24 protein-coding genes are annotated in these 22,456 nt (G+C 64.1%); 9 read left to right on the forward strand and 15 right to left on the reverse strand.

Features of this window, described 5'->3' with window-relative positions:
* The first annotated feature begins 130 nt into the window (after positions 1 to 130).
* From CEJ42_RS10140 to CEJ42_RS10160, 5 genes are all read left to right on the forward strand, one after another.
* The gene (locus CEJ42_RS10140; RefSeq protein WP_088750926.1) at positions 131 to 352 is read left to right on the forward strand and encodes a hypothetical protein; all 222 of its coding nucleotides are present in this window, start codon (positions 131 to 133) and stop codon (positions 350 to 352) included.
* A 135-nt stretch (positions 353 to 487) separates the two neighbouring features.
* Positions 488 to 883: a tautomerase family protein gene (locus CEJ42_RS10145; protein WP_079216411.1), complete on the forward strand. Its 396-nt coding sequence runs from the start codon at positions 488 to 490 to the stop codon at positions 881 to 883.
* A gap of 48 nt (positions 884 to 931) precedes the next feature.
* Positions 932 to 1,405: an OsmC family protein gene (locus CEJ42_RS10150; protein WP_088750928.1), complete on the forward strand. Its 474-nt coding sequence runs from the start codon at positions 932 to 934 to the stop codon at positions 1,403 to 1,405.
* A 233-nt stretch (positions 1,406 to 1,638) separates the two neighbouring features.
* The gene (locus tag CEJ42_RS10155; protein ID WP_420840752.1) at positions 1,639 to 3,114 is read left to right on the forward strand and encodes a methyl-accepting chemotaxis protein; all 1,476 of its coding nucleotides are present in this window, start codon (positions 1,639 to 1,641) and stop codon (positions 3,112 to 3,114) included.
* 151 nt (positions 3,115 to 3,265) lie between these two features.
* On the forward strand, positions 3,266 to 4,465 hold the full coding sequence (locus CEJ42_RS10160; RefSeq protein ID WP_088750932.1) for an MFS transporter: 1,200 nt from the start codon (positions 3,266 to 3,268) through the stop codon (positions 4,463 to 4,465).
* Positions 4,466 to 4,514: 49 nt separating this feature from the next.
* Here the strand turns inward: CEJ42_RS10160 and CEJ42_RS10165 are convergent, their stop codons facing one another.
* The 3 genes from CEJ42_RS10165 to CEJ42_RS10175 form a co-directional block, all read right to left on the reverse strand.
* Positions 4,515 to 5,228, reverse strand: a complete 714-nt coding sequence (locus CEJ42_RS10165; protein ID WP_088750934.1) for a flavin reductase family protein — start codon at positions 5,226 to 5,228, stop codon at positions 4,515 to 4,517.
* Positions 5,229 to 5,465: 237 nt separating this feature from the next.
* Positions 5,466 to 5,732, reverse strand: a complete 267-nt coding sequence (locus CEJ42_RS10170; RefSeq protein WP_088750936.1) for a hypothetical protein — start codon at positions 5,730 to 5,732, stop codon at positions 5,466 to 5,468.
* 246 nt (positions 5,733 to 5,978) lie between these two features.
* Positions 5,979 to 6,215, reverse strand: a complete 237-nt coding sequence (locus CEJ42_RS10175) for a hypothetical protein (protein WP_079216423.1) — start codon at positions 6,213 to 6,215, stop codon at positions 5,979 to 5,981.
* A gap of 259 nt (positions 6,216 to 6,474) precedes the next feature.
* Between CEJ42_RS10175 and CEJ42_RS10180 the strand changes: the two genes are divergently transcribed.
* Positions 6,475 to 6,663, forward strand: coding sequence for a hypothetical protein (locus tag CEJ42_RS10180; RefSeq protein ID WP_079216424.1), 189 nt, complete (start codon positions 6,475 to 6,477; stop codon positions 6,661 to 6,663).
* A 161-nt stretch (positions 6,664 to 6,824) separates the two neighbouring features.
* On the opposite strand, the gene CEJ42_RS10185 is transcribed toward CEJ42_RS10180, so the two are convergent.
* The 7 genes from CEJ42_RS10185 to CEJ42_RS10215 all read right to left on the reverse strand — a co-directional run bounded on the left by CEJ42_RS10185 (position 6,825) and on the right by CEJ42_RS10215 (position 15,037).
* Complete coding sequence (locus tag CEJ42_RS10185; RefSeq protein ID WP_079216427.1) at positions 6,825 to 7,988, reverse strand: Gfo/Idh/MocA family protein; 1,164 nt, start codon at positions 7,986 to 7,988, stop codon at positions 6,825 to 6,827.
* Entirely contained in the window at positions 7,978 to 9,030 is a 1,053-nt protein-coding gene (locus CEJ42_RS10190; RefSeq protein ID WP_088750938.1) for a sugar phosphate isomerase/epimerase family protein, read from the reverse strand. Before CEJ42_RS10190 ends, CEJ42_RS10185 begins: the two co-directional genes overlap by 11 nt.
* A gap of 115 nt (positions 9,031 to 9,145) precedes the next feature.
* On the reverse strand, positions 9,146 to 10,126 hold the full coding sequence (locus CEJ42_RS10195) for a substrate-binding domain-containing protein (protein ID WP_088750940.1): 981 nt from the start codon (positions 10,124 to 10,126) through the stop codon (positions 9,146 to 9,148).
* A gap of 163 nt (positions 10,127 to 10,289) precedes the next feature.
* Entirely contained in the window at positions 10,290 to 11,312 is a 1,023-nt protein-coding gene (locus CEJ42_RS10200) for an ABC transporter permease (RefSeq protein ID WP_202818605.1), read from the reverse strand.
* On the reverse strand, positions 11,293 to 12,780 hold the full coding sequence (locus tag CEJ42_RS10205; protein ID WP_088750942.1) for a sugar ABC transporter ATP-binding protein: 1,488 nt from the start codon (positions 12,778 to 12,780) through the stop codon (positions 11,293 to 11,295). The genes CEJ42_RS10200 and CEJ42_RS10205 overlap by 20 nt, the downstream gene beginning before the upstream one ends.
* A complete protein-coding gene (locus CEJ42_RS10210; RefSeq protein WP_237772535.1) occupies positions 12,777 to 13,982 on the reverse strand; it encodes an ROK family protein in 1,206 nt (401 codons plus the stop codon). The genes CEJ42_RS10205 and CEJ42_RS10210 overlap by 4 nt, the downstream gene beginning before the upstream one ends.
* A 137-nt stretch (positions 13,983 to 14,119) precedes the next feature.
* Positions 14,120 to 15,037, reverse strand: coding sequence for a LysR family transcriptional regulator (locus CEJ42_RS10215; RefSeq protein WP_088750944.1), 918 nt, complete (start codon positions 15,035 to 15,037; stop codon positions 14,120 to 14,122).
* A 142-nt stretch (positions 15,038 to 15,179) separates the two neighbouring features.
* On the opposite strand from CEJ42_RS10215, the gene CEJ42_RS10220 reads away from it, so the two are divergent.
* Together CEJ42_RS10220 and CEJ42_RS10225 are read left to right on the forward strand one after the other, a co-directional pair.
* Positions 15,180 to 16,166 carry an aldo/keto reductase gene (locus tag CEJ42_RS10220; protein ID WP_088750946.1) on the forward strand — a complete coding sequence of 329 codons (987 nt, stop codon included), beginning with the start codon at positions 15,180 to 15,182 and terminating at the stop codon, positions 16,164 to 16,166.
* A 43-nt stretch (positions 16,167 to 16,209) separates the two neighbouring features.
* The gene (locus CEJ42_RS10225; RefSeq protein WP_088750947.1) at positions 16,210 to 17,133 is read left to right on the forward strand and encodes a Gfo/Idh/MocA family protein; all 924 of its coding nucleotides are present in this window, start codon (positions 16,210 to 16,212) and stop codon (positions 17,131 to 17,133) included.
* A gap of 151 nt (positions 17,134 to 17,284) precedes the next feature.
* Here the strand turns inward: CEJ42_RS10225 and CEJ42_RS10230 are convergent, their stop codons facing one another.
* Entirely contained in the window at positions 17,285 to 17,746 is a 462-nt protein-coding gene (locus CEJ42_RS10230; RefSeq protein ID WP_129587694.1) for a hypothetical protein, read from the reverse strand.
* Between the two features lie 188 nt (positions 17,747 to 17,934).
* Here CEJ42_RS10230 and CEJ42_RS10235 point away from each other — a divergent pair, with 188 nt between their 5' ends.
* The gene (locus CEJ42_RS10235) at positions 17,935 to 18,372 is read left to right on the forward strand and encodes a hypothetical protein (protein WP_088750951.1); all 438 of its coding nucleotides are present in this window, start codon (positions 17,935 to 17,937) and stop codon (positions 18,370 to 18,372) included.
* 265 nt (positions 18,373 to 18,637) lie between these two features.
* Here CEJ42_RS10235 and CEJ42_RS10240 read toward each other — a convergent pair whose 3' ends face one another.
* The 4 genes from CEJ42_RS10240 to CEJ42_RS10255 all read right to left on the reverse strand — a co-directional run bounded on the left by CEJ42_RS10240 (position 18,638) and on the right by CEJ42_RS10255 (position 21,982).
* Positions 18,638 to 18,877 carry a hypothetical protein gene (locus CEJ42_RS10240; RefSeq protein WP_079216460.1) on the reverse strand — a complete coding sequence of 80 codons (240 nt, stop codon included), beginning with the start codon at positions 18,875 to 18,877 and terminating at the stop codon, positions 18,638 to 18,640.
* Between the two features lie 436 nt (positions 18,878 to 19,313).
* Positions 19,314 to 19,829 carry a flavin reductase family protein gene (locus CEJ42_RS10245; RefSeq protein ID WP_088750952.1) on the reverse strand — a complete coding sequence of 172 codons (516 nt, stop codon included), beginning with the start codon at positions 19,827 to 19,829 and terminating at the stop codon, positions 19,314 to 19,316.
* 115 nt (positions 19,830 to 19,944) lie between these two features.
* Positions 19,945 to 20,973, reverse strand: coding sequence for a methionine synthase (locus tag CEJ42_RS10250; protein ID WP_079216465.1), 1,029 nt, complete (start codon positions 20,971 to 20,973; stop codon positions 19,945 to 19,947).
* A 25-nt stretch (positions 20,974 to 20,998) separates the two neighbouring features.
* On the reverse strand, positions 20,999 to 21,982 hold the full coding sequence (locus CEJ42_RS10255; protein ID WP_088750954.1) for a DUF1852 domain-containing protein: 984 nt from the start codon (positions 21,980 to 21,982) through the stop codon (positions 20,999 to 21,001).
* Between the last annotated feature and the right edge of the window lie 474 nt (positions 21,983 to 22,456).

The following is a 22,456-nucleotide window of genomic DNA, read 5'->3' on the forward strand; positions in this document are numbered from 1 at the left end:
CCACGCTGCAACACTTGCCTTTCCGACATCCACAAGCCCCGCAAGGCCCCGGCCGGCGGGGCTTTCTGCTGTGTTTTTCATATTGCAGTGAGGATTTGTGAGGAGTATATTTCCATCGGGAAATATAACAATGGAGGCATACGTGATGCGCTGTCTGACCCTGGCCCCTCTGCTGCTTGCGCTGGCCGCGCTGGGCGGTTGCGGCCGCACCGCTGAAGAGCAGCTGGCTTACCAGCACGCCGAAGAGCAATACCAGTTCAATATGCGGCAGTCTGAACGTTACCGGCAGACTGCGGATGAAAATTCGGATCAGGATTCCCAGAATCGGCAGCAGGAAAGCAGAAGACAGTAAGCCCGCGCAAGCGGGCTTTTTTATGCGCCCCGCTTTCGCCAGCGCCAAGGCAAGAATCCCCGCCAGGTCTTAGAATGACGCCTCGCACAGCCGCCGCGACCGCCGCCGGCTGCCGCCACCCGCCAGGAGACCGCCATGCCCTACCTGCAACTGGACGTCAACGAGCATTTCCCCGCCGAGACCAAGCAGCGCCTCGCCCGGGCCATCAGCGAAAGCTACGCCGAGATGATGCAGGTGGACATCCGCCGCATCAGCGTGGCCATCCGCGAACTGGGCGAAGGAGGCGTCTGGCGCATTCCCGAGGTCGGCGGCGAGCCGGTTCCGGTGGCGATGCTGATGCTCGACATCCGGCGCGGCAGGCCCGTGGAGTTGCGCATGGAAGTGGCCAAGACGCTCTGCGCCCACTGCATCGAGATCCTGGGCCTGCGCGAAGACCGCCTCAACGTCGAATTCACCCAGCACGACGGCGACGAGATGTACCACCCCACGCTGGGCGGCTTCAGCCCCGACTGGAAACCCGGCGAAGCATGAACATTCCTTACCATTCCTAACCCCCAACTTCACGCGGAGACGGCAGCGATGGCACACGGCGAACACAAGTACCAGGTCACGGTGGAGTGGACCGGCAACAAGGGCAGCGGCACCTCCGGGTATCGCGACTACGGGCGCGAGCACGTGATCCGCTCGGGCGACAAGCCCGACATCGCCGGCTCCTCCGACCCGGCCTTCCTGGGCGACGCCGCGCGCTGGAATCCGGAAGACCTGCTGCTGGCCTCCGCCTCGGCCTGCCACAAACTGTGGTACCTGCACCTCTGCTCGGACGCCGGCATCCGAGTGCTCGCGTATGTGGACCATGCCGACGGCACCATGATCGACGGCGCCGACGGCGGACGCTTCACCGGCATCACGCTGCATCCGCACGTGACCATACGCGCCGGCGACGACCGCGCCATGGCCGAACACCTGCACCATGTGGCGCACGAGAAGTGCTATGTCGCCAACTCGGTCAACTTCCCTATCCGCTGCGAGGCGCAGGTGGTCTGGGCCGCGTAGCGAAAGCGGCGGCGTCTTGCGAAGACGCGCCGGATTGCCAATCAGGCAATTTCTTGTAAAGGCCCGTTTATACGGGCCTTTTTTGTTCTTCCCCGCCCATTCTTTTCAAGTAAATTCATGCGTTCAACATAAATGAACACATGTTCAACACGATAGGGATGGGGATAGTGAAGCTTAGGACGAAAATCATTTACTTGTGCGCGACGACCCTGATCGGGATCCTGGTCATCGCGATGGTCTCTCTGAACACCTTGAAGAAGACCATGCTGGAAGAACGCGAAGCCCAGCTTTCGCTGCTGGTGACGCTGGCCAAGGCGGCCTCGGAAAAGGTCTACGAACAGGAGAAATCGGGCAAGCTCACGCGCGAGCAAGCCCAGGCGCAGGCCAAGATGATCATCGGCAGCTATGCCAAGGAGCAGAACTACTTCTTCGTGCGCGGCTACACCGACGACTTCAACTACGTGCATCCCAATCCCAAGCGGGTGGGCATCCAGGATAAGACCGCCAAGGAAGACGGCGACCGCTATCGCGCGGCGCTGGCCGGCCGGGAAATCGGGCTGCTGACCGCCGAAGGCACACGCCCCAACACCACGGAGAAGGTGTTGAAGCTGTACGCGGTGACCAGGTTCGAACCGTGGGACTGGACCATCGGCTTCGGCGCCTACATCGACGACATCAACCTGGCCTTCTACCGCAACGCCCTGATCCTGCTGCTGATCGGCGCGGTGCTGATGGCGGCCATCGCCACCATGGCGGCCTTCATGTTGCGCTCCATCCTCAGGCAGCTGGGCGGCGAGCCGGCCAATACCGTGGACATCGTCGAACGCATCTCGCAAGGCGACCTGTCCGATGCGATCGACCTGAAGGGCAAGGACAGCCACAGCCTGCTGCGCTCCATCGAAACCATGCGCGGCAGCCTGTCCGGCATCGTGGCCGGCGTACGCAACGGCACCGACACCATCGCCACGGCCTCCAACCAGATCGCCGCTGGCAACCTAGACCTGTCCTCCCGCACCGAGGAACAGGCCAGCGCACTGGAGGAGACCGCGTCCTCGATGGAACAGCTGACCTCCATCGTGCGCCAGAACGCCGACAACGCGCGCCAGGCCAACCAGCTGGCGATCTCGGCCTCAGGCGTGGCGAGCAACGGCGGCAAGGTGATTGAACAGGTGGTCGGCACCATGGCTGACATCAATACCGCCTCGACCAAGATCTCCGACATCATCGGCGTGATCGACAGCATTGCTTTCCAGACCAACATCCTGGCCTTGAACGCCGCGGTGGAAGCGGCCCGCGCCGGCGAACAGGGCCGCGGTTTCGCGGTGGTGGCCTCCGAGGTGCGCACCCTGGCCCACCGCAGCGCCACCGCCGCGCGCGAGATCAAGGCGCTGATCGAGGATTCGGTGGCCAAGGTCGACAACGGCTCGCACCTGGTCGAAGAAGCCGGCAAGACCATGCAGGACATCGTCTCCAGCGTGAAGCATGTGGCCGACGTGGTGGCCGAGATCAGCGCCGCCAGCCAGGAACAGAGCGCCGGCATCGAAGAAGTCAATCGCGCCATCACGCAGATGGACCAGGTCACACAACAGAACGCCGCACTGGTGGAAGAAGCCGCCGCAGCGGCCGCCTCCATGCAGGACCAGGCGGCGCAGCTGGCGCAACTGGTGAGCGTGTTCCGCCTCCCGGGCGCGGGTGCGGCCAGGGCCTGAACGCAGCCCTGACCTCACCGCCCCCGACTGCAGCGCCGCCGCTCTGGCAACGACGGCGGCGCTGCGTATTTGAAGGCATACTTCATCCATCGACAACAAGGCCGCACCGCATGCGCAAGCAGCGAGCACGCAGCCACCGCCAGACAGACGAATGCACATCCAGCCCGCCGATCCCGCCCTCGGCCAGTCCGCCGATGATGAACGCCCGATGCGGCGCCGCTCGCTGTTTGCCGCCTGCAGCGCGCATGCGGTGCATGACGGCCTGACCGATGCGATCTATGTGCTGCTGCCGCTGTGGCAGGCGCAGTTCTCGATCAGCTACGCCATGGTGGGCCTGCTGCGCGGTTCGTATTCCGGCGTGATGGCGGGCTGCCAGCTGATGGCCGGGCGCCTGGCCCGCCGCTGGGGCCGCAAGCGCCTGCTGGTCGGCGGCACCGCGCTGGCCGGACTTGCCTATCTGGTCGCCAGCCAGGCCGGCAGCATGGGTTGGTTGTTGTTCGCGCTGGTGCTGGGCGGCCTGGGCGCAAGCACCCAGCATCCGCTGGCCTCGTCGCTGGTGGCCGACAGCCACGAAGGCGGCAAGGTGAAGGAGGCGCTGTCGCACTACAACTTCGCCGGCGACATCGGCAAGACCCTCATCCCCGGACTGGTCGGACTGCTGCTGGCCGCGGCGAGCTGGCAGGCCGGCGCGGGACTGCTGGGCGTGATCGGCGTGGCCTCGGCCGCGCTGCTGTGGCGTCTGATCCCGTCCGATGCGCAGCTGCGCGCGGCGCAGCGCAAGTCTTCCGCCAGGGGCGCCGGCGCCGCGCGCGGCGGCATGTGGGCGCTGCTGTCGACCGGCACCATCGACAGCGCGGTGCGCATGGGTTTCCTGACCTTTCTGCCCTTCCTGTTGCAAGACAAGGGCGCCGGCGCCGCCGGCATCGGCGTGGCGCTGTCGCTGCTGTTCGTGGGCGGCGCCTTCGGCAAGCTGCTGTGCGGCTACCTCGGCGCGCGGGTGGGCATGATGAAGACGGTCTGGCTGACCGAAGCCACGACGTCGCTGTGCATCCTGCTGGCGGTGTGGCTGCCGCTGTCCTGGCTGATGGCCATGCTGCCGCTGCTGGGGCTGGCGTTGAACGGCACCTCGTCGGTGCTGTACGGCGCGGTGCCCGAACTGGCCGGCGCCGACCGGCGCGACCATGCCTTCGCGCTGTTCTATACCGGCACCATCGGCGCCGGCGCGCTGTCGCCGGTGCTGTTCGGGCGCTTGGGCGACCTGGCCGGCATCACCGCCGCACTGGAAGTCCTAGCGGCGGTGCTGCTGCTGACCTTGCCGCTGTCGTGGGTGGTGCAGAAGAACCTGGAGTGATCGCCGGCGTCGCGTTGCTGCTTCTTCAGCCGCTTCCTCGCCCTCTTTCTCAGCCGGTCGCGTAGCGCCGTGCCTCGGCCGCACGCTCGTCCTGAACCTTCTCCGGAATTTCGGCGAGCACCCGGTAGGCCTGTTCCGGGATCTCCGCCAGCCGCGAGGAATGCACCTGCGCGCCGAGGCCATAGAACTTCTGGAAACTCATGATCAGCGGCGACCACTTGTCGGGATCGATGCGATTGGGGTGCCCCTCCATCAGCAGTCCGGGATGCACATGGACGCGCTGGATGCGCACCTCGAACAGGCTGATCGAGCCGCGCAGCGCCTCGTTGTCGTCGCCGATGCCGTGGGTCGCGGCGAGCACCGCTTCGAGCTGGATCGGGCATTCGAGCGCGCGCGACGCCGCCACGGTGTCGGACTTCACCTTCGTCATTCCCGCACGGCCGAACTTGTCGGGCTCGTAGACGTAGCCCAGCGCCTTCCTGAATTCTGAAACAGGATAGGTCCCCGTGGTCCGCGCGATGCGGTCGACCGCGCCGACCTCGCCGGTGGAGGGCAGATTGAGCACGCATTCGCCGGTGCGACACAGGTTGCGCGCCGTCTGCGAGGCCGATGCGATGCCCAGCACGCCGCGCCATCCCAGCCAGAATACCGACGATATCGGCGCGAGATTGTGCGTGCCGTCTTCATTGACGGTACTGACCAGGGCGACGGGCGTTCCGAGATACAGGATGCTGGGTTCTGCAACGACGTGAGGAGTATTCATGGTGTCCTTGGGTGGTGAGTGGATGCGCCGATTATGCGATCGGCCCGCCGCCCGCACACTCCACTTCTTGCTGCCCAATTGCTCGTCTTCAGCGGCGCGATATTTTCCCGGATGCGGTTCCGGTGTCGGGACCGATGCCTGCGCCCGGCGATGAAAATCCGTTGTCGAAAATGAAAAAGCCCGCACATGCGGGCTTGTTGTCATTGATGCCACCGACGCGACTGCCGTCGCGAAGGCTCAGAAGATCACCACGGCGGCCGACTCCACTCGCTGGATCACCGCGATCTGCGTGCCCAGGGCCTGGGAGGTGAAGTCCACGCCATTGGTGCAGACGCTGTTGGCCACCGAAGGATGGTCGTGGTCCTGGGTCAGGCGGCAGGTGGTGGTGACGAAGGCGGAAACCGTCAGGCTCTTGGAGGACGCGGCGGCATCGGCCTGCTGCGCAAGGCCGCTCAGGCTGATTACTGCAACACTGGCCATCAGGATTTTTTGCAAGGTTTTCATGCTGCACCATCGGGGATTTCCTGATGCCAATTCTATTGCCGCAGAAAAACTAATGGCATCAGGTTTTCTCCGATTGTGCGATTGCCGGTTTGCTGATAATTGGCCTTCACCGCAGGCAACGCCGGCATGCGATGTGGGCAATGTGAACATAGAACGGGCCGGATAAAAGAAACGCCCGCGCAGGCGGGCGTTTGCTGGTTCGCACCGGCGGCGGTCAGGCGCGTCGCGCAGCCCGCTCGCCGTGGCTCATGGCTGCTTCGCGCCCTGCGCAGCGTCGCTTTGCTGTTGCGCCTGCGCATTCTTCTTTTGCTCGTTGGCGTCGTTTGCGCCCTGCTGCTGGCTCTCCTTGTCGCGGCCGCCTTGCTGCTGGTCGGGGCGCGATCCCTGTTCCTGCTGGCGATTGCCGGATTGCTGGTCGCTTTGCTGGTTCTGTTGCTGCGGGTTCTGTTGCTTCTTGTCCTGGGACTGATTGAGGTTCGACATGTCGTTTCCTTGCATGCGGTCTGTAAAAGGCGTTTTCGGATCAGGCCGCCATGTCCGCGTTCGCATCATTGCCATCCGGGGGATCCCCGGGGTTTTCCCGGGGGCTGGGTGGCATGGATGCATAGTGCGCCGCTTGCCGGGCCGGTGATGTAGGCGCAAGCCCTATTGATGCGTCATCATTGCAGCGGATCAAATATATAAGTTCATGTGTAGCCGCCGCCGTGGTAAAAAGAGGATATTCGTTCCCACAGGAGTAGATATGCACCAACGGTACAACGAGAGCACCGCAGATCTGAAGGAATTGATGACGGCGGCGCCTATCGCCCCCGAGCTGCACGCAGCGCTTGTCAGGAAACAGGTTGCCATGCGCAGGCTGATGGAAGACATCAGGGAAGAAGCCAGGCTGCTGGGAGACGAATTGCTCGGAGCGGAGCAGAAATCCGCATGAGGCACGGCCAGTCCGCCGCCGGAGGTCGGCGTCGGACGAAAAGATATCAAGCTCACAACAAAAAGCCCGCATGCGCGGGCTTTTTCATTTCCTGCGGGCGCGTTGGCGCACTGGTGCGTCCTCCCGCGCATCAATCGCCGTGCGGGGAGAACATCTTGGCATCAGGACAGGCTGGTCCATTTTCTTTCGCTCGCAGCCGACTCCAGCACCTTCTCGATGAAGCGCACGCCGAGCGCGCCGTCCTCCACCCGCGGATAGTCCGCCTCGAGCGGATCGGCGGGGCGGCCGGCCGCATGGGCGCGGATATCGGCGGCCACGCCCAGATAGACGTTGGCAAAGGCCTCGACGAAGGCTTCCGGATGACCGGCCGGAATGCGTCCCGCGCGCTTTGCCGATTCGCCCAGCCAGGGCGATCCGCGCGTGAGGATGCGGCGCGGGCCGTCCACCGGCGAGTGGACCAGTTGGTTGGGCTCTTCCTGGCGCCACGTCAGCGTGCCCAGGGTGCCGGAGACCAGCAGCCGCAGATCGTTCTCCAGCCCGGCCGCCACCTGCGAGGCGACGATGATGCCGCGCGCGCCTTCGGCGTAGCGCAGCAACAGTTGGGCGTCGTCGTCCAGGCGACGGCCCGCGCCGAAGACCGTCAGGTCGGCGCACAACGCGTCCGGCCGCAGGCCGGTGACGGTCGCGGCCAGGTTCTCGGCGTGCGAGCCGATGTCGGCCATGGTGCCGGCGTTGCCGCTGCGCTGCGGATCCAGCCGCCAGTCGGCCTGCTTGTTGCCACCGCTGTGCTCGACCGCGGTGGCCAGCCAGCCCTGGTTGTATTCGACGGCAATCTTGCGCAGCGTGCCCAGCGCGCCGCTGCGCACCAGGTGGCGCGCTTCGCGCACCATGGGATAGCCGGTGTAGTTGTAGGTCACGCCGAACACGGTGCCGGCCCGGCGCACGGCGGCCACCAGTTCGTCGGCTTGCGCCGCGGTATGCACCAGCGGCTTGTCGCACACCACGTGAAAGCCCGCCTGCACGAAGGCCAGCGCCACCGGATAGTGGACGTGGTTGGGCGTGACGATGCTCACCAGGTCGATGCGATCCTCGGGGCTGCGCCTGAGCTCGTCGGCCAGCAGGTCCTGCCAGCTGCCATGGTTGCGGTCGTCGGCCAGTCCCAGCGCGGCGCCGGATTCGCGCGCGCGTTCGGGCGCGGATGAAAAGGCCCCGGCCACCAGCTCGAACTGGTCATCCAGCGCCATGGCCCGGCGATGCACCGCGCCGATGAAGGCGCCCTGGCCGCCGCCGACCATGGCATAGCGGAGTCGTCTTTCACGGGGCATACGTGTTCCTCGCTTGGTCTTCGGTGGTTGTCGCGGCTTGGCGGTCCTTGGCGAACACGGCGTCGAAGGCGCCGCTGGCCGGCTTGAAGTCGAGCCGCCGGCAGAAGGCCGCGCTCTCGGTGGCGCCGTGGACGCGGTCCATGCGGCTGTCTTCCCACTCGACCGAGAGCGGGCCCTGGTAGCCGATGTCGTTGAGGGCGACGATGATCGATTCGAAATCGATCATGCCGCGCCCGACGCTGCGGAAATCCCAATGCCGGCGGGCGTCGCCGAAGCTGGTATGGCCGCCGAACACGCCCACGGTGCCGTCGCCCTTGCCCCACCAGACGTCCTTCATGTGGGCGTTGTAGATGCGATCGGCGAAGCCGCGGATGAACTTCACATAGTCCACGCCCTGGTAGGCCAGGTGGCTGGGATCGAAATTGAAACCGAAGCGCCGGTGCCCCTTGACCGCTGCGATGGCGCGTTCGGCCGAGGCGATGTCGAAGGCGATTTCGGTCGGGTGCACCTCCAGCGCGAAATTGATGTCGTGCTGCTCGAAGGTGTCGAGGATGGGGCCGAAGCGCTGCGCGAAATCGGCGAAGCCCTTGTCCCAGTAGGCCTGCGTGGTCGGCGGGAAGGCATAGATGGAATGCCAGACCGAAGAGCCGGTGAAGCCGGTGACCGTCTTCACCCCGAACCTGGCGGCGGCCCGCGCGGTGTCGGCCAGCTCGCCGGCGGCGCGCCGGCGCACGCCTTCGGGATCGCCGTCGCCCCACACATGGGAGGGCAGGATGGATTGGTGGCGTTCATCGATGAGGTCGCACACCGCCTGCCCCACCAGATGGTTGCCGATGGCCAAGCATTGCAGGCCGTGCCCGGCCAGCAGTGCGCGCTTGTCTTGCACGTATTGCTCGCTGGCCAGCGCCTGCTGCACGTTGAAGTGGTCGCCCCAGCAGGCCAGCTCCAGGCCGTCATAGCCCATACGGCGGGCCAGGGGCGCAAGCTCCGCCAGCGGCAGGTCGGCCCATTGGCCGGTAAAGAGTGTGACGGGTCTTGGCATGTGCCGGACTCCTCTCGCAGGTATTGCTCAGTTCGTTGAAGGCGCGGCCGACAAGCGCCGCGCCGCGCGCAAACGTCCTGCCCGCCGCACGGCGGGACAGGTTTTTTTCATCCGTTCAGAACGGCGAATCCGGGAAGTAGAAACCCTTGGCGTTGTCCTTCGTGATCAGCACCGAAGGGATGATGGTGGTGGGCGGCAGCTTCTCGCCCTTGAGGCGAGCCTCGGCGGTGAGCTTGATCGAGTCATAGATAAACTTGGGGCTGTACGACACGTTGGCCTGGATCAGCGGATTGCTGCCGTCGATCAGGGTCTTGATCATGCCCTTGGCGCCGGCGCCGCCGAACACCAGCTTGATGTCCTTGCGCTTGGCCTGCTCGATGGCCTTGAGCACGCCCACCGCCATGTCATCGTCGGCCGCCCACACGGCGTCGATGTGGGGGAAGCGCGTGAGGTAATCCTGCATCACCTTGAAAGCATCGTCGCGGTTCCAGTTGGCGTACTTGGCATCCAGCAGCTTGATGTCGGGATGCTGCTTGAGCACCGCGTTGAAGGCGTCCATGCGCTCGTTGTCGAGCGTGGTGGCGATGCCGCGCAGCGCCACCACATTGCCTTTTCCGTTGAGCGTCTTGGCGATGTACTCGGCCGGGATCTTGCCGAAGGCGGTGTTGTCGCCGGCCACGTAGGCGTCCTGGGCGCTGGTGTCGGTCAGGCCGCGGTCAACCACCGTCACGTAGATGCCCTTGGCCTTGACCTGGGCCACCGGCTTGGTCAGCGCCGCCGACTCGAAGGGGAAGATCACCAGCGTGGTGATCTTGTTGACCGTGACCAGGTCCTGCAGCTGGTTGGCCTGCTCGGGCGCGCCGCCGGCGGTCTTGACGATGACCTGCAGGCCCGGGTGGGCCTTCTCCAGATCCTTCTTGGCCTGGTTGGCCCAGTACACGATGCCGGCCGTGAAGCTGTGCGTGGCCGAGGGAATGGCCACGCCGACCACCACCTTGTCGGCCTGCGCCAGCGCCGGACCGGTCAGCGCCAGCGCAACTGCGGCGCCCATGGCTGAGAGAGCGAGGCGGCGGGTGAAAGAAAGCTTGCTGTTCATGCGTTGTCTCCTGTTGTTTTTTAAAAAGGCCATGAAAACCGACCGGTTGGGGAACACACTGACAAACTGAAACCGTTCACGGGACGCTCCCGACTGCGCCTGCTCCCGTTGCCGCCTGCTGCGGACACGGTGCGAAGCGAAGATCGGAAAGCCCCGAACGGCCTCACCTCCTGCCACGCTGCATGAAGGCCACCGCGATGATCACGAAGCCCTGCACCGCCGCGTTCAGGTACACGCTGATGATGCTGCTGAGATTGAGGATGTTGCTGATGACCGAGAGCAGGATGGCGCCCACCACCGTGCCGGTGATGCTGCCCGCCCCGCCCTTCAGTACCGTGCCGCCCACGATCACCGCGGCGATCGCTTCCAGCTCCCACAGCAGGCCGGTGGTCGGCGACGCCGAACCCAGGCGCGGCACATAGAGCAGCGTGGCGATGCCCACGCAGACCCCGAGCAGCATGTAGGTGATGATCTTGATCCTGTGCACGTCGACCGCGGCGTACTGCGCCACCTGTTCGTTGGAACCGATCGCCTGCACGTAGCGGCCATAGGCGGTACGGTTGAGGATCACGCCGCCCAGCAGCGCCACCAGCAGGAACACCCAAACCGGGATCGGCACCCCCAGCAGGTTGGCGTAGTACACCGGGCTGTAGATGTCCGACAGATCGTTCTCCAGCGTGATGGCGCCGCCGTTGGAAAAATAGGTCAGGTAGGCGCGGAAGATGCCCAGCGTGCCCAGCGTCACGATGAAGGGTTCGATGCGCCCCTTGGTGATCAGCAGGCCGTGCACCAGGCCGAATACCGCGCCCAGCACCACGGCCAGCAGCATGCCTGCCGCCACGGCGGCGATCGGCGAGCCCAGCAGCGGCGCCATGGCGTTCATGAACAGGATCACCGAGCCCGCGATCAGCGCCGCCATCGACCCCACCGACAAATCGATGCCGCCCGAGATGATGACGAAGCACATGCCCACCGCGATGATGCCGATGAAGGCGGTGCGTGTGAGCACGTTCATCACGTTGTCGTAGGTGGCGAAATTGCTGTTGAGCAGGGTGCCGGCGATGCACAGCAGCACCAGGCCGATGACGGGGCCGAATCCGTGCAGCCGGCCCCACCAGCCGGCCACGTCGGCGGCACGCGGATGGGAGCGGGGAACGGCGGCGTTTTCAGCGGGTACCTGTGGCATGAACGATCAACTCCTCTTCGGTCAGGTGGGGCGCTTGCAGCGTGGTTTGCAGTCGGCCGGCGCGCATCACCGCGACGCGGTGGCACAGGCCGATCAGCTCCATCAGTTCGGATGAAATCACGATCACCGCCAGGCCCTGCGCCGCCAGGCGCTGCACCAGGTGGTAGATCTCGCGCTTGGCGCCGACGTCCACGCCGCGCGTGGGCTCGTCGAGCACCACGACCGAGGGGCCGGGATGCAGCACCTTGGCCAGCGCCAGTTTTTGCTGGTTGCCGCCGGACAGCGAAGAGGCGCGCACCTCCAGCGAACCGGTGCGTATGCCGAACTCCTGCACCGCGTCGCGCAGCGCCGCCTCTTCGCCGGCCGGACGCAGCCAGGGACTGGCGTAGCGCTCCAGCGCCATCAGCGTGAGATTGGGGCGCAAGCCGAAATGCACGTGCAAGCCCTTGCCCTTGCGGTCTTCGCTGAGATAGGTGAGGCCGTGGCGCGCCGCGTCGCGCGGGCTCCTGACCTGCACCGGCTGGCCGGCCAGCTCCAGCTCGCCGGCGGTGCGTGGCCGCAGGCCCAGCAAGCCCTCGAACAGTTCGGTGCGACCGGCGCCGACCAGGCCGGCAAAGCCCAGGATCTCGCCGCGCCGCACCTCGAAATCGATGTCCTCGGCCCAGCCCGGCACCGTCAGGCCGCGCACGCGCATGGCCGGCGCGCCGTCCGGCGCCGGCAGTTTTTCCGGGAACAGGTCGGCCAGTTCGCGCCCCACCATCAGGTTGGCCATCTGCCGCCGCGTGACCGAGGCCGTCGCTTCGCGCGCCACCAGCTGGCCGTCGCGCATCACGATCACCTCGTCGGTGGTGCGTTCCACCTCGTCCAGTTTGTGCGAGATGTAGATGATGGTCACGCCCGCCGCCTTGAGCCCGGCCATCAGCGCAAACAGGCGTTCGGTCTCGCCCGGCGTCAGCGTGGCGGTGGGCTCGTCCATGATGAGCAGGCGCGCATGGCGGGCCAGGGCGCGGGCGATCTCCACCAGCTGCTTCTCGGCCACGATCAGCTTGCGCACGCGGGTGTCGGGATCCAGCGGCAAGCCGACCTTGGCCAGCGCCGCGCGGGTCTGCTCGCGCATGGCGCGGTCGTCGAGGAACAGGCCCTTGCGGATCTCGTGCCCGAGGAAGATGTTCTGGGCGATCGTAAGGTCTTCGGCCAGGTTGAACTCCTGGTGGATCAGCACGATGCCCTGCGCCTCGGCCGCGCGCGAACCGCCGGCGGGCGCGCGCACCGCGCCGTCGATGAGGATCTCGCCTGTGGTCGGGCTTTCATAACCTGCGAGGATCTTCATCAGCGTGGACTTGCCCGCGCCGTTCTCGCCCAGCAAGCCGTACACGCGGCCCGGCTGCAGCGCGAAACCCACGCCATGCAGCACGCGCACCGGGCCGTACTCCTTGGTCACATTGCGGAACTCGACGGCGACGCTCATGGCGCGTCCCCTCCCGCGCTGGCCATGCTCTCCTGCATCGCCAGCACGCCGGCGCCCACTACACCGGCATCGTCGGCCAGCGGCGCGTACTGGATCTCCAGATGGCGGGTCGAGAGCGCCAGCGAGCGGTGATACACGCTCTGGCGCACCGACGCCAGGAACAGCGGCCCCATGTCGGCGACCCGTCCGGTGATGAACACATGCGAAGGATTGAAGAAATTGACGATGGACGCCAGCATCTGCCCCACCAGGTTGCCGGCGCGCTGGATGATGGCATTGGCCGCCACATCGCCGGTGCGGCTGGCCTGGGCCACGTCCTCCGGCGTCAGGGTGCCGCTGGCCTGCAACCGCTCGGCCAGCACCTCGCTCTCGCCGCGCTGCGCCGCCTCGATCGCCATGCGCGCCATCGCGGGCGCCGCCGCCATCGCCTCCACGCATCCCTGGTTCCCGCAATGGCAGCGCGGTCCGGCCTGGTCCACGCAGATGTGACCGACGTCGCCGGCCGAGCCATTGGCGCCGCGATACACCTGGCCGTGGCACACGATGCCGCAGCCGATGCCGGTGCCGACCTTGATCACCAGGAAATTGGGCAGGTTGCGCTGCAGGCGGTACATCTCGCCCAGCGCCATCAGGTTGACGTCGTTGTCGACGAACACCGGCGCGGTGAATGCCTCGCGCAGATAATCGCGGATGGAAAAACCGTCCCAGCCGGGCATCAGCGGCGGATTGACCAACTGGCCGCTGGCGAAGTCCACCGGCCCGGGCACGCCCATGCCGATGGCGATGACCTTCGACGCCGGCAGGCCGCAGCGCGCCATCAGCTCCCGCATCAGGCCGCGCAGCCGCGCCAGGATCACGCCCGGCCCCTGGCGCACGTCGATGGTTTCGCGGTGGCGCGCCAGCAAGGTCATGTCGGGCCGCATGATGGCCACCTGCATGCTGGTGGCGCCCAGGTCGGCGCCGATCACCACGCCCAGGGTTTCGCTCAGGCGCAGCGTCTCGGCGCGACGGCCGCCGGAAGACTCCTGCAGCCCGACTTCGTCGAGCAGCCCTTCGTCCAGCAGGGCCGCCACCATGGCGTTGGCCTTGCTCTTGGAATAAGCCAGGCGCTGCGCCAACGCATGGCGGGATGCGCCGGCCGACCAGAAAATGGTCTGCAAGACGTCAAGGTCTTCGGTGCCGCAGTTTTGCCAGCGTGCCAAGGCTTGTCTCCTGTCATGGCGCATCATCGCGTGCGCCTTGCAGGAATACTATGAGGTCATCTTTGACTTATCAAGTCGGAACTTAGACCTAAAACAGGTCAATGTAGGCGTGGCGACGATATGCATTGCCCGGCCCGCTAACGCAGCCTGGCCAGTCCGTTCTGGATGCGGATGATGTCGATCAGCTTGCGCAAGGCCGGATGCGCGTGACGCCGGCTGCTGTAGTACATGTGGAAAGGTTCGCTGGGAGCGGCGAACTCCGGCAGGACGACCTCCAGCGATCCCTCTTCGATTTCCTTGGCTATCCTTGCCTCCAGCAGGTAGGCGATGCCCACGCCGGCCTTGGCGGCGGTGATGGTGGCGGCCGTATTGTTGATCGTCACCAGCCCGGGCACCCGGATGCGCTGCTTGCCCTTGCCTTTCCCGAACTCCCATTTGTAGCTGGAATTGTCGCCCAGGAGCAGCTGCAGGCAATTGTGCTGCGCCAGGTCTTCCAGCTGCGCGGGACGGCCATGTTGTTCAAGGTAGCGCGGAGCCGCCGCCGCCACCCATTTGTGGCCCCGGGTCAGCGGCGCGGCCACCATGCCCTCGGGCACGTAATGGCCGTAACGGATGCCGGCGTCATAGCCTTCGCTGACGATGTCGATCGGCTTGTCATCGACCACGATGGTCAGCTTGACGCCCGGGCATTGCCTCACGAACTCGGGCAGCGCCGGGTCGATCAGCAGGTGGGCCGCGTCGGCGAAGACATTGACGCGCAGTTCGCCCAGGCTGCCGGCGGCGGAAGTCTCGAGCCTGCCCAGCGCGGCGCCGATCTTCTCGAACCCCTCCTCCAGCTGCAACGCCAGCGCCATCCCGACGGCGGTGGCCGACACCGCGCGACTTGAGCGGTACAACAGCTGAGCTGACAACTTCTCCTCCAGCCGTTTCATGGCGTGGCTGGTAGCCGACGGGGTCAATCCCAGCTGGATCGCGGCCGCCTTGAAACTCCCCGCGCGCAGGATGGTGACAAACACGCGCAGGTCCGAAAAATCGACATGGTCCAGCAACGACATGGATGAATCCCAATCACTTCATGAATTAACCATGCTCATGTTAAACCAAGAGCGCCGCGCCGCAGCGCGAGGTATAAATGCAGGCTGGCCGCCGGCAACGCCGGCGCATGGTTTAGGCCCCAACGCAAAGGAATCCATCAGCATGAAATTGAGAAGCTTCGGCCGCACCGGCGTCGACGTATCGGAAATCGGCTTCGGCGCATGGGCCATCGGCGGCGCCTGGGGAGACGTCTCCAGCCAGGACGCCAAGGCCGCCTTGCACGCGGCGCTCGATGCCGGCGTGTCGTTCATCGACACCGCCGATGTGTATGGCGACGGACGCTCGGAGCAGCTCATCGCCGAGGTCCTCAAGGAACGGGGCGGCGCGCGGCCGTTCGTGGCGACCAAAGCCGGTCGCCGTTTGTCGCCGCATGTGGCCGCCGGATATACGCGGGAGAACCTCACCGCATTCGTCGAGCGCTCGCTGGCCAATCTGAAGACGGATTGCCTGGACCTGGTCCAGCTGCATTGCCCGCCGCCGGAAGTCTATTACCAGCAGGAAGTCTTCGGCCACATGGACGGCCTGGTCGCTGCGGGAAAAATACGCCACTACGGCGTCTCGGTGGAGAAGGTGGAAGAGGCGCTCAAGGCGATCGAATACCCCAACGTCAAATCCATCCAGATCATCTTCAACATCTTCCGCCAGCGCCCGGCGGCGCTGTTCCTGGAAGAAGCGAAACGCCGCAACATCGCCGTCATCGCGCGCGTCCCGCTGGCCTCGGGGCTCTTGACCGGGAAGATGTCGGCCGGCACCACGTTCGCCGCCGACGACCATCGCAACTTCAACCGCCACGGAGAAGCCTTCGACGTGGGCGAGACCTTCTCGGGCGTGCCCTACGAGGTGGCATTGGCGTCCGTCGACAAGATCCGCAAGCTGGTGCCGGACGGCGTGCCGATGGCCCAGTTCGCGCTGCGCTGGATCCTGATGGAGCACGGCGTGACGACGGTCATCCCCGGCGCCAGGAACGTGCAGCAGGCCGAATCGAACAGCGCCGCAAGCGCATTGCCGGCGATCCCGGCGCAGGTGATGCAGGCGCTGCAGCAGATCTACCTGCACGACATCGCGCCGTACGTTCATCAACGCTGGTGATGCGCGCACGCAGCCAACGACTCCAACCGAACCAGGAAAAATCATGCAAGCGATAAAACTCGCCATCGCCGGCGTCGGCAAAATCGTCTACGACCAGCACCTTCCGGCCGTTCTGGGCAACAAGGATTTTGAGCTGGTTGCGACAGCCAGCCGCAACAATACGATCGACGGGGTGCAGGGGTTCAGGCACATCGAAGAGATGCTCGCGTCGCGCCCGGACATCGATGCGGTGTCCCTGTGCATGCCGCCGCAGTACCGCTATGAAGCGGCGCGCCTGGCGATTCGCGCCGGCAAGAGCGTCTTCCTGGAAAAGCCGCCGGGCGCCACGCTGTCCGAGGTCGAGTCCCTGCGCGAACTGGCGGCCGCGCACGCCGTCACGCTCTTCGCCAGCTGGCACTCGCGCCATGCGCCGGCGGTGCAAGTCTTGAAGGACTACCTGCGCGAACACCCGCCGCGGCAAGTCAAGGTGATCTGGCGGGAAGACGTGCGCCACTGGCACCCCGACCAGGAGTGGATCTGGCAGCCGGGCGGGCTCGGCGTCTTCGATCCGGGCATCAATGCGCTGTCGATTGTCACCGAGATCCTTCCGGAAGAAATCTTCCTGCGCCAGGCCGCGCTGGAATTCCCCGCCAACCGGCAGACCCCGATTGCGGCGCAACTGTCGTTCACCGACGCCGCGGGAACGGACGTGCAGGCCGACTTCGACTGGCGGCAGACCGGGGAGCAGACATGGGACATCCTGGTCGACACCGGCGACGCCCACCTCCATCTCAAGAAGGGAGGGCATGAGCTCTGGATCAACCAGGCGCAGCGCGAGCTGCCCGTCGAAGGAGAATACCCTTCGCTCTACAGGCACTTCTCCGACCTGATCCGACGCCGGAGTTCCGACGTCGACGTGGCGCCGCTGCGCCATGTGGCCGACGCCTTCATGCTGGGGCAGCATATCGTCACCGATCCGTTCATTTGAGGACCGTGCGGATCCTCTGAAAGGGGAGTTGGCGATGTCGCGCGGGCGTGACGATGGCGGCCCGTTGTGCACTGTGCATGTGGAGTGGCAGCAAGCGGGCCGGCGATCCCGGCGCTGACGCGCCGACGAGGAGGCAGCTGTCGCCGCGCCCTCAAACCTCGCCCGGCGAAGCGCGAAAATAGGCCGCCATCGCCTCCTGCCAGGGGACGAAATCGACGATCGCGAGAGGCGGCGCCTTCTTCTCCTTCCAGCGTTCGAAGTGATCGACCAGCGCGCTTTCTTCCGTGTGGACCCGTTCAAACAGGCCGCTGATGCGCGCATCGTCAAACCGCAGGGACTTGTCCTCGCCGTGCAGATGGGACTTGAGGCCCGTCACCCGGCAAAACTCAATCTCCGCTTCCAGCAGTTGGGCAAACAGCCTTTCGGCAGGCTCCGTCGACATCGCCGCCTGCATGGCGCCGGTCAGTTCTTTCCATACCTCGTTCTTCTTCTGATGCAGCAGGTCGCATTGCCGCTGTAGCCAATCGAGCGATTGTGCATGCCCCGTGTCCAAATTTCCCCCTTTGGATTCTGATGATTTCCCCGAAAAAGTCTCTATCAGGACGCTTCCCACCGCGCCCTTCTTTCACGCAATCTTTACATGTCGCACTGACAAAATACTGACGACAAGCTGACAACTCCGGTCGAAATACGATGCGCGCTCCGGTGAACGGATCAGGAGCGCGATGCGGCAGTCTGCCAGCGAACAAGAAAGCAGCAGTGGTATGCTCTCGTTCCTCAATCAAACTAGCAGGGAAAGCGATGAGCAACGTTCTGGCCGTGAGTCTCTATGCGGACAAAGCCCATATCGAGGTATATGTCGAGGCGCTGCGAAAGAGCAATTTCACGTTGACGCTCAGCGTCAACGGCAAGGCCAAGATCGGGCCTACCGATGGATTCGCCACGCCCCATGATGCGCTGGATCACGCGCTGACTCACTACACGGGCTATCCGCTGACCGGCGTATACGTCGAGGGCGGAAAGGGCACGCTGGAAGCCGGCGCGGCCAATGACTTCGTCCAGAGCGTGGAGAGCAAGGGCTTGCGGGCGTTCCGCAAGTTCCTGGCCGACCTCGCCGCGCAATACGGCATCGCGCCCGCGAACGAAGCCGAGTACCGGGCCGCCCACACGACCTGGGTGCATAAAGGCAGCTTGTTCGACGCTGCCGTGGCCATCAACAGGCGCCGCAACAGTCCCTGATCCGCTCCGTGCCGCGGTGCCTGCCCGGCAACATCCGCCCTCCGGCTTCTGCCGGAAGCGGACATCGGTGGCACAAGAAAAAACGCCCGCATATTGCGGGCGTTTTTGGTTTCAAACTCTGATCTGCAGTGATTGCCGTTCCGCACTGGATAACGTCCATCACACGCGCAGTCAAACGGTCGTGCCTGTCGACTGTCTCGCAACGAGGCCGATGCCGGTCGCTGCAGCGCTGTTCACCATCCTGACAACCGGCCGCTCTCTGCCGTCACGGGAAGGTCAGGTCCAGGCCGAGCATCCGGCTCAGGAAGAAGGTGATGAGCCCCACGCCCAGCAGCAACACAACGAAGATGACGACCACCTTGCCGCTCGCACGCAGCACCGAGCGCGTCTCCTTGCCCTTGCCTTTCTTCCCCTGATCGTAATGCCACTTGATGGCAAAGAACATGCCCGTACAAAGCACGATGACCTTGAAGGTGACGAAGATTATTGGGATCCAATCGATCATTTTTGCGTATTTCCATTGGCTGGGAGAGACAAAAAATCCGATAACGCTCTGCTTGCCTGAGCGTTATCGGATATCACCACAGTCAAACCCCTTGCACGCCTGGCGACCAGCAATGTCGCACCAGCTATAAGTCTGAAAATAGCAGAGATGTGTCACTGTCCCCGCAACACTCGATAGCGAATTTTAACCAGGCAGTTTGGGGCGAGTCCAGAAGACAAGATCCATACAAACGCCTTTGCGATGCAGACCAAAAAGTGTGCCTCAGGCAATCTTTTCGTGGAGGCCGGCAACCAGTGCCGCATCGAGCTTAACAGCCACCGATGGCCTCCGGTACGGAGGCTTGCCGGATTGACATGGAGGGAGTGGATGAAGAGCAGCGCGGGAAGACTGTCTGCAAACGAAAGCGACAACTCCGGAAATGCCCGGCCGCAAGCGCTTACCCTGCGCTGTGCACGGCGATGTGGCGATACTCTCCCTTGAAGTACAGCAAGGGTTGCATGGCGACAGTCTGCTGCAGGTTCATGGCTTTGACCTCGCCGATCACGATCAGGTGATCGCCTGCGGCGTGTTCGGCGTGGATTTCGCAATCCAGCCAGTGCAGGCTGCCGGCGATGAGCGGATTGCCCAGCGGCGACGCCTGCCATTCGATGCCGTGCCATTTGTCCGTGCCGCGTCGGGCGAATTGATTGGAGATCCGGACCTGCTCGTCGGACAGGATATTGACCGCGAACCGGCCGGCCTGGCGCATCCTGGGATAGCTGGCCGACCCGGACATGACGCTGAACGACACCAGCGGCGGACTCATCGACACGCTGTAGAACGACTGGCAAGTGAAGCCGACCGGCTCGCCGTCGACAAGCGACGTGATCACCGTGATGCCGGAGGCGTAGTGCCCGAGCGCTTCGCGAAAGCGCAATGGCTCAATGGCGGTGTTGAAGCTGGAAAGTGACATGACAAGGGTTCGGTAGGCGGGCGGATCGACAAGGTGGAGGAAGGCCGGGGCATCCGGCCTTCCTCCAGGCCAGGTCGTCGCGAACCGTTCGCGACGACCTTTTCTCGCCCGGTGCTTACTTCGCGAGTTCCTTGCGGACGATTTCCGCGCCGGCGCTCAGGGCATTGAGCTTGCCCCTGGCGACGTGGCGCGACAGGGGCGCCATGCCGCAGTTGGTGCAAGGATAGAGCTTGTCGGCATCGACGAACTGCAGCGCCTTGCGCAGGGTATCGGCGACTTCCTCGGGCGTCTCAATGGTGTTGCTGGCCACGTCGATGGCGCCGACCATCACCTTCTTGCCGCGGATGAGTTCGATCAGGTCCATCGGAACGTGAGAGTTGTGGCACTCCAGCGACACGATGTCGATGCTCGACTTCTGCAGCTTGGGGAAGGCTTCCTCATATTGCCGCCACTCGGACCCCAGCGTCTTTTTCCAGTCCGTATTGGCCTTGATGCCGTAGCCGTAGCAGATATGCACGGCGGTTTCGCACTTGAGCCCTTCGATGGCACGCTCCAGGGTGGCCACGCCCCACTCGTTCACCTCGTCGAAGAAGACGTTGAAGGCGGGCTCGTCGAACTGGATGATGTCGACGCCGGCGGCTTCCAGTTCCTTCGCTTCCTGGTTCAGGATCTTGGCGAATTCCCAGGCCAGTTTTTCGCGGCTCTTGTAGTGGGCGTCGTAAAGCGTGTCGATCATCGTCATCGGTCCCGGCAGCGCCCATTTGATGGGTTGCCCGGTCTGCCGGCGCAGGAATCTGGCGTCGTCGACGAACACCGGCTTCTGGCGCGAGACCGCGCCCACCACCGTCGGCACGCTCGCATCATAACGGTCACGGATCCTGACGGTCTCGCGCTTCTCGAAATCAACGCCGTCGAGGTGCTCGATAAAGGTCGTCACGAAATGCTGGCGCGTCTGCTCGCCGTCGCTGACGATATCAATCCCGGCGTGCACTTGCTCCTGCAACGACAAGCGCAAGGCGTCCTGCTTGCCGCTGCTCAATTCCTCGCCCTGCAATTTCCAGGGGGACCAGAGCTTTTCGGGCTCCGCCAGCCAGGAGGGTTTAGGAAGGCTGCCGGCGGTTGAAGTGGGTAATAGTTTTTTCACGGTAGAGGACCTTGTTGTTGATGCGTCAAAGGGCGTAGCTGGCGGACCATTGATCGAGAATCGCCCGGTATGGCTTGATGAAGTTTTCCTCCACGAACCGGCCCTGCTCGACAGCCAGCCGACTGCGTTCTTCCCGGTCGTAGACGATCCGCGTCAGTGAATAGTCCTGGTGCTTCAGGCTGGGTTGATAGGACTTCCCGGCCGCGGAATTCGCGTTGTAGATCTCCGGGCGGTAGATCTTCTGGAAGGTGTCCATCGTGCTGATGGTGCCGATAAGCTCAAGGTTGGTGTAGTCAGCCAGCAGATCGCCGGAGAAATAGAACGCCAGCGGCGCGGCGCTGTTGGGCGGCATGAAGTAGCGGACCTTCATTCCCATCTTCTTGAAGTATTCATCCGTCAGGGAATATTCATCCTGCTGGTATTCCACGCCCAGCACGGGATGCTGGTTCTCGGTCCGGTGGTAGGTCTTGCTGCTGGACACGCTGAGGCAGATCACCGGCGGCTTGGCGAAGTGTTCCTGGTAGGCGCTCGAATTCACGAAGCACTTGAACAGCTTGCCGTGCAGGTCCCCGAAATTGTCCGGGGCGCTGAACTCGGGCTGGTTCCTGGCGTGCTCCAGCAGGACCACGCTGAAGTCGTAGTCGCGCACGTAGGAGGAAAAATTGTTGCCCACGATGCCCTCGATGCGCTCGCCGGTTTTTCGATCGAGGATGTTGGTCTTCAGTATTTCGATCAAAGGCAGGCCGTTGCCACTGCTTGCGCCGTCGATGTTCATCTCGACGGAGATGATTTCAAGCCCGACCGTATAACGGTCGCCCTTGGGGTTGTCCCAATGCGCCAGGGCGTTGAACCGGTTGTCGATCATCCGGAAGGTGTTGCGCAGGTTTTCCTGGCGGCTCGCGCCCCTGGCCAGATTGGCGAAGTTGGTGGTGATGCGCGTATTGTCCGAAGGACGATAGTCCTCGTCGAAACAAATGCTCTTGATGGCAAATGTGAATTCTTTATTCATGATGATCCCGAGCCCTCATTCCAGTGATCAAGCCCTGCGCCGGTTTGCCGGCGGGCAGTCTTGACTTTGTTCATGTTCGGAACGGATTCTATGCGCAGTCATCCATGAATAAAAATGAATTTATCTAATAAAACCATTAGATAAGCTCATGATTTCAACGTGCACCCCGATCTGTTCGCAGCCGGCCCTTTCCATTTCATCCCGCTCTCAAGCCCGGGATATCCGCTTCAGGACGTTCTTTTCCGTGGGAGCTGGCGCTCCGCAATACTCAGACGCACAAAGCTCCTGATGACGACATCAGCGAGAACATGTGGCGAACGCCGTACGCGCGCGCAGGCTTGCCCGCGTCGGATCGAAGCCGCAGCGGGATGGAAAATGGAAGATGGAAAGTGATACGAGAAAGAGAGCCGGGCAGTGTCTCTCGGTGCGAAGACGAGGAAGAGTGAACGCAGTCGTTCGATCACACCCTCGCGC

Source organism: Herbaspirillum robiniae, from assembly GCF_002213415.1.
In the GTDB taxonomy this organism is placed as follows: domain Bacteria; phylum Pseudomonadota; class Gammaproteobacteria; order Burkholderiales; family Burkholderiaceae_D; genus Herbaspirillum; species Herbaspirillum robiniae.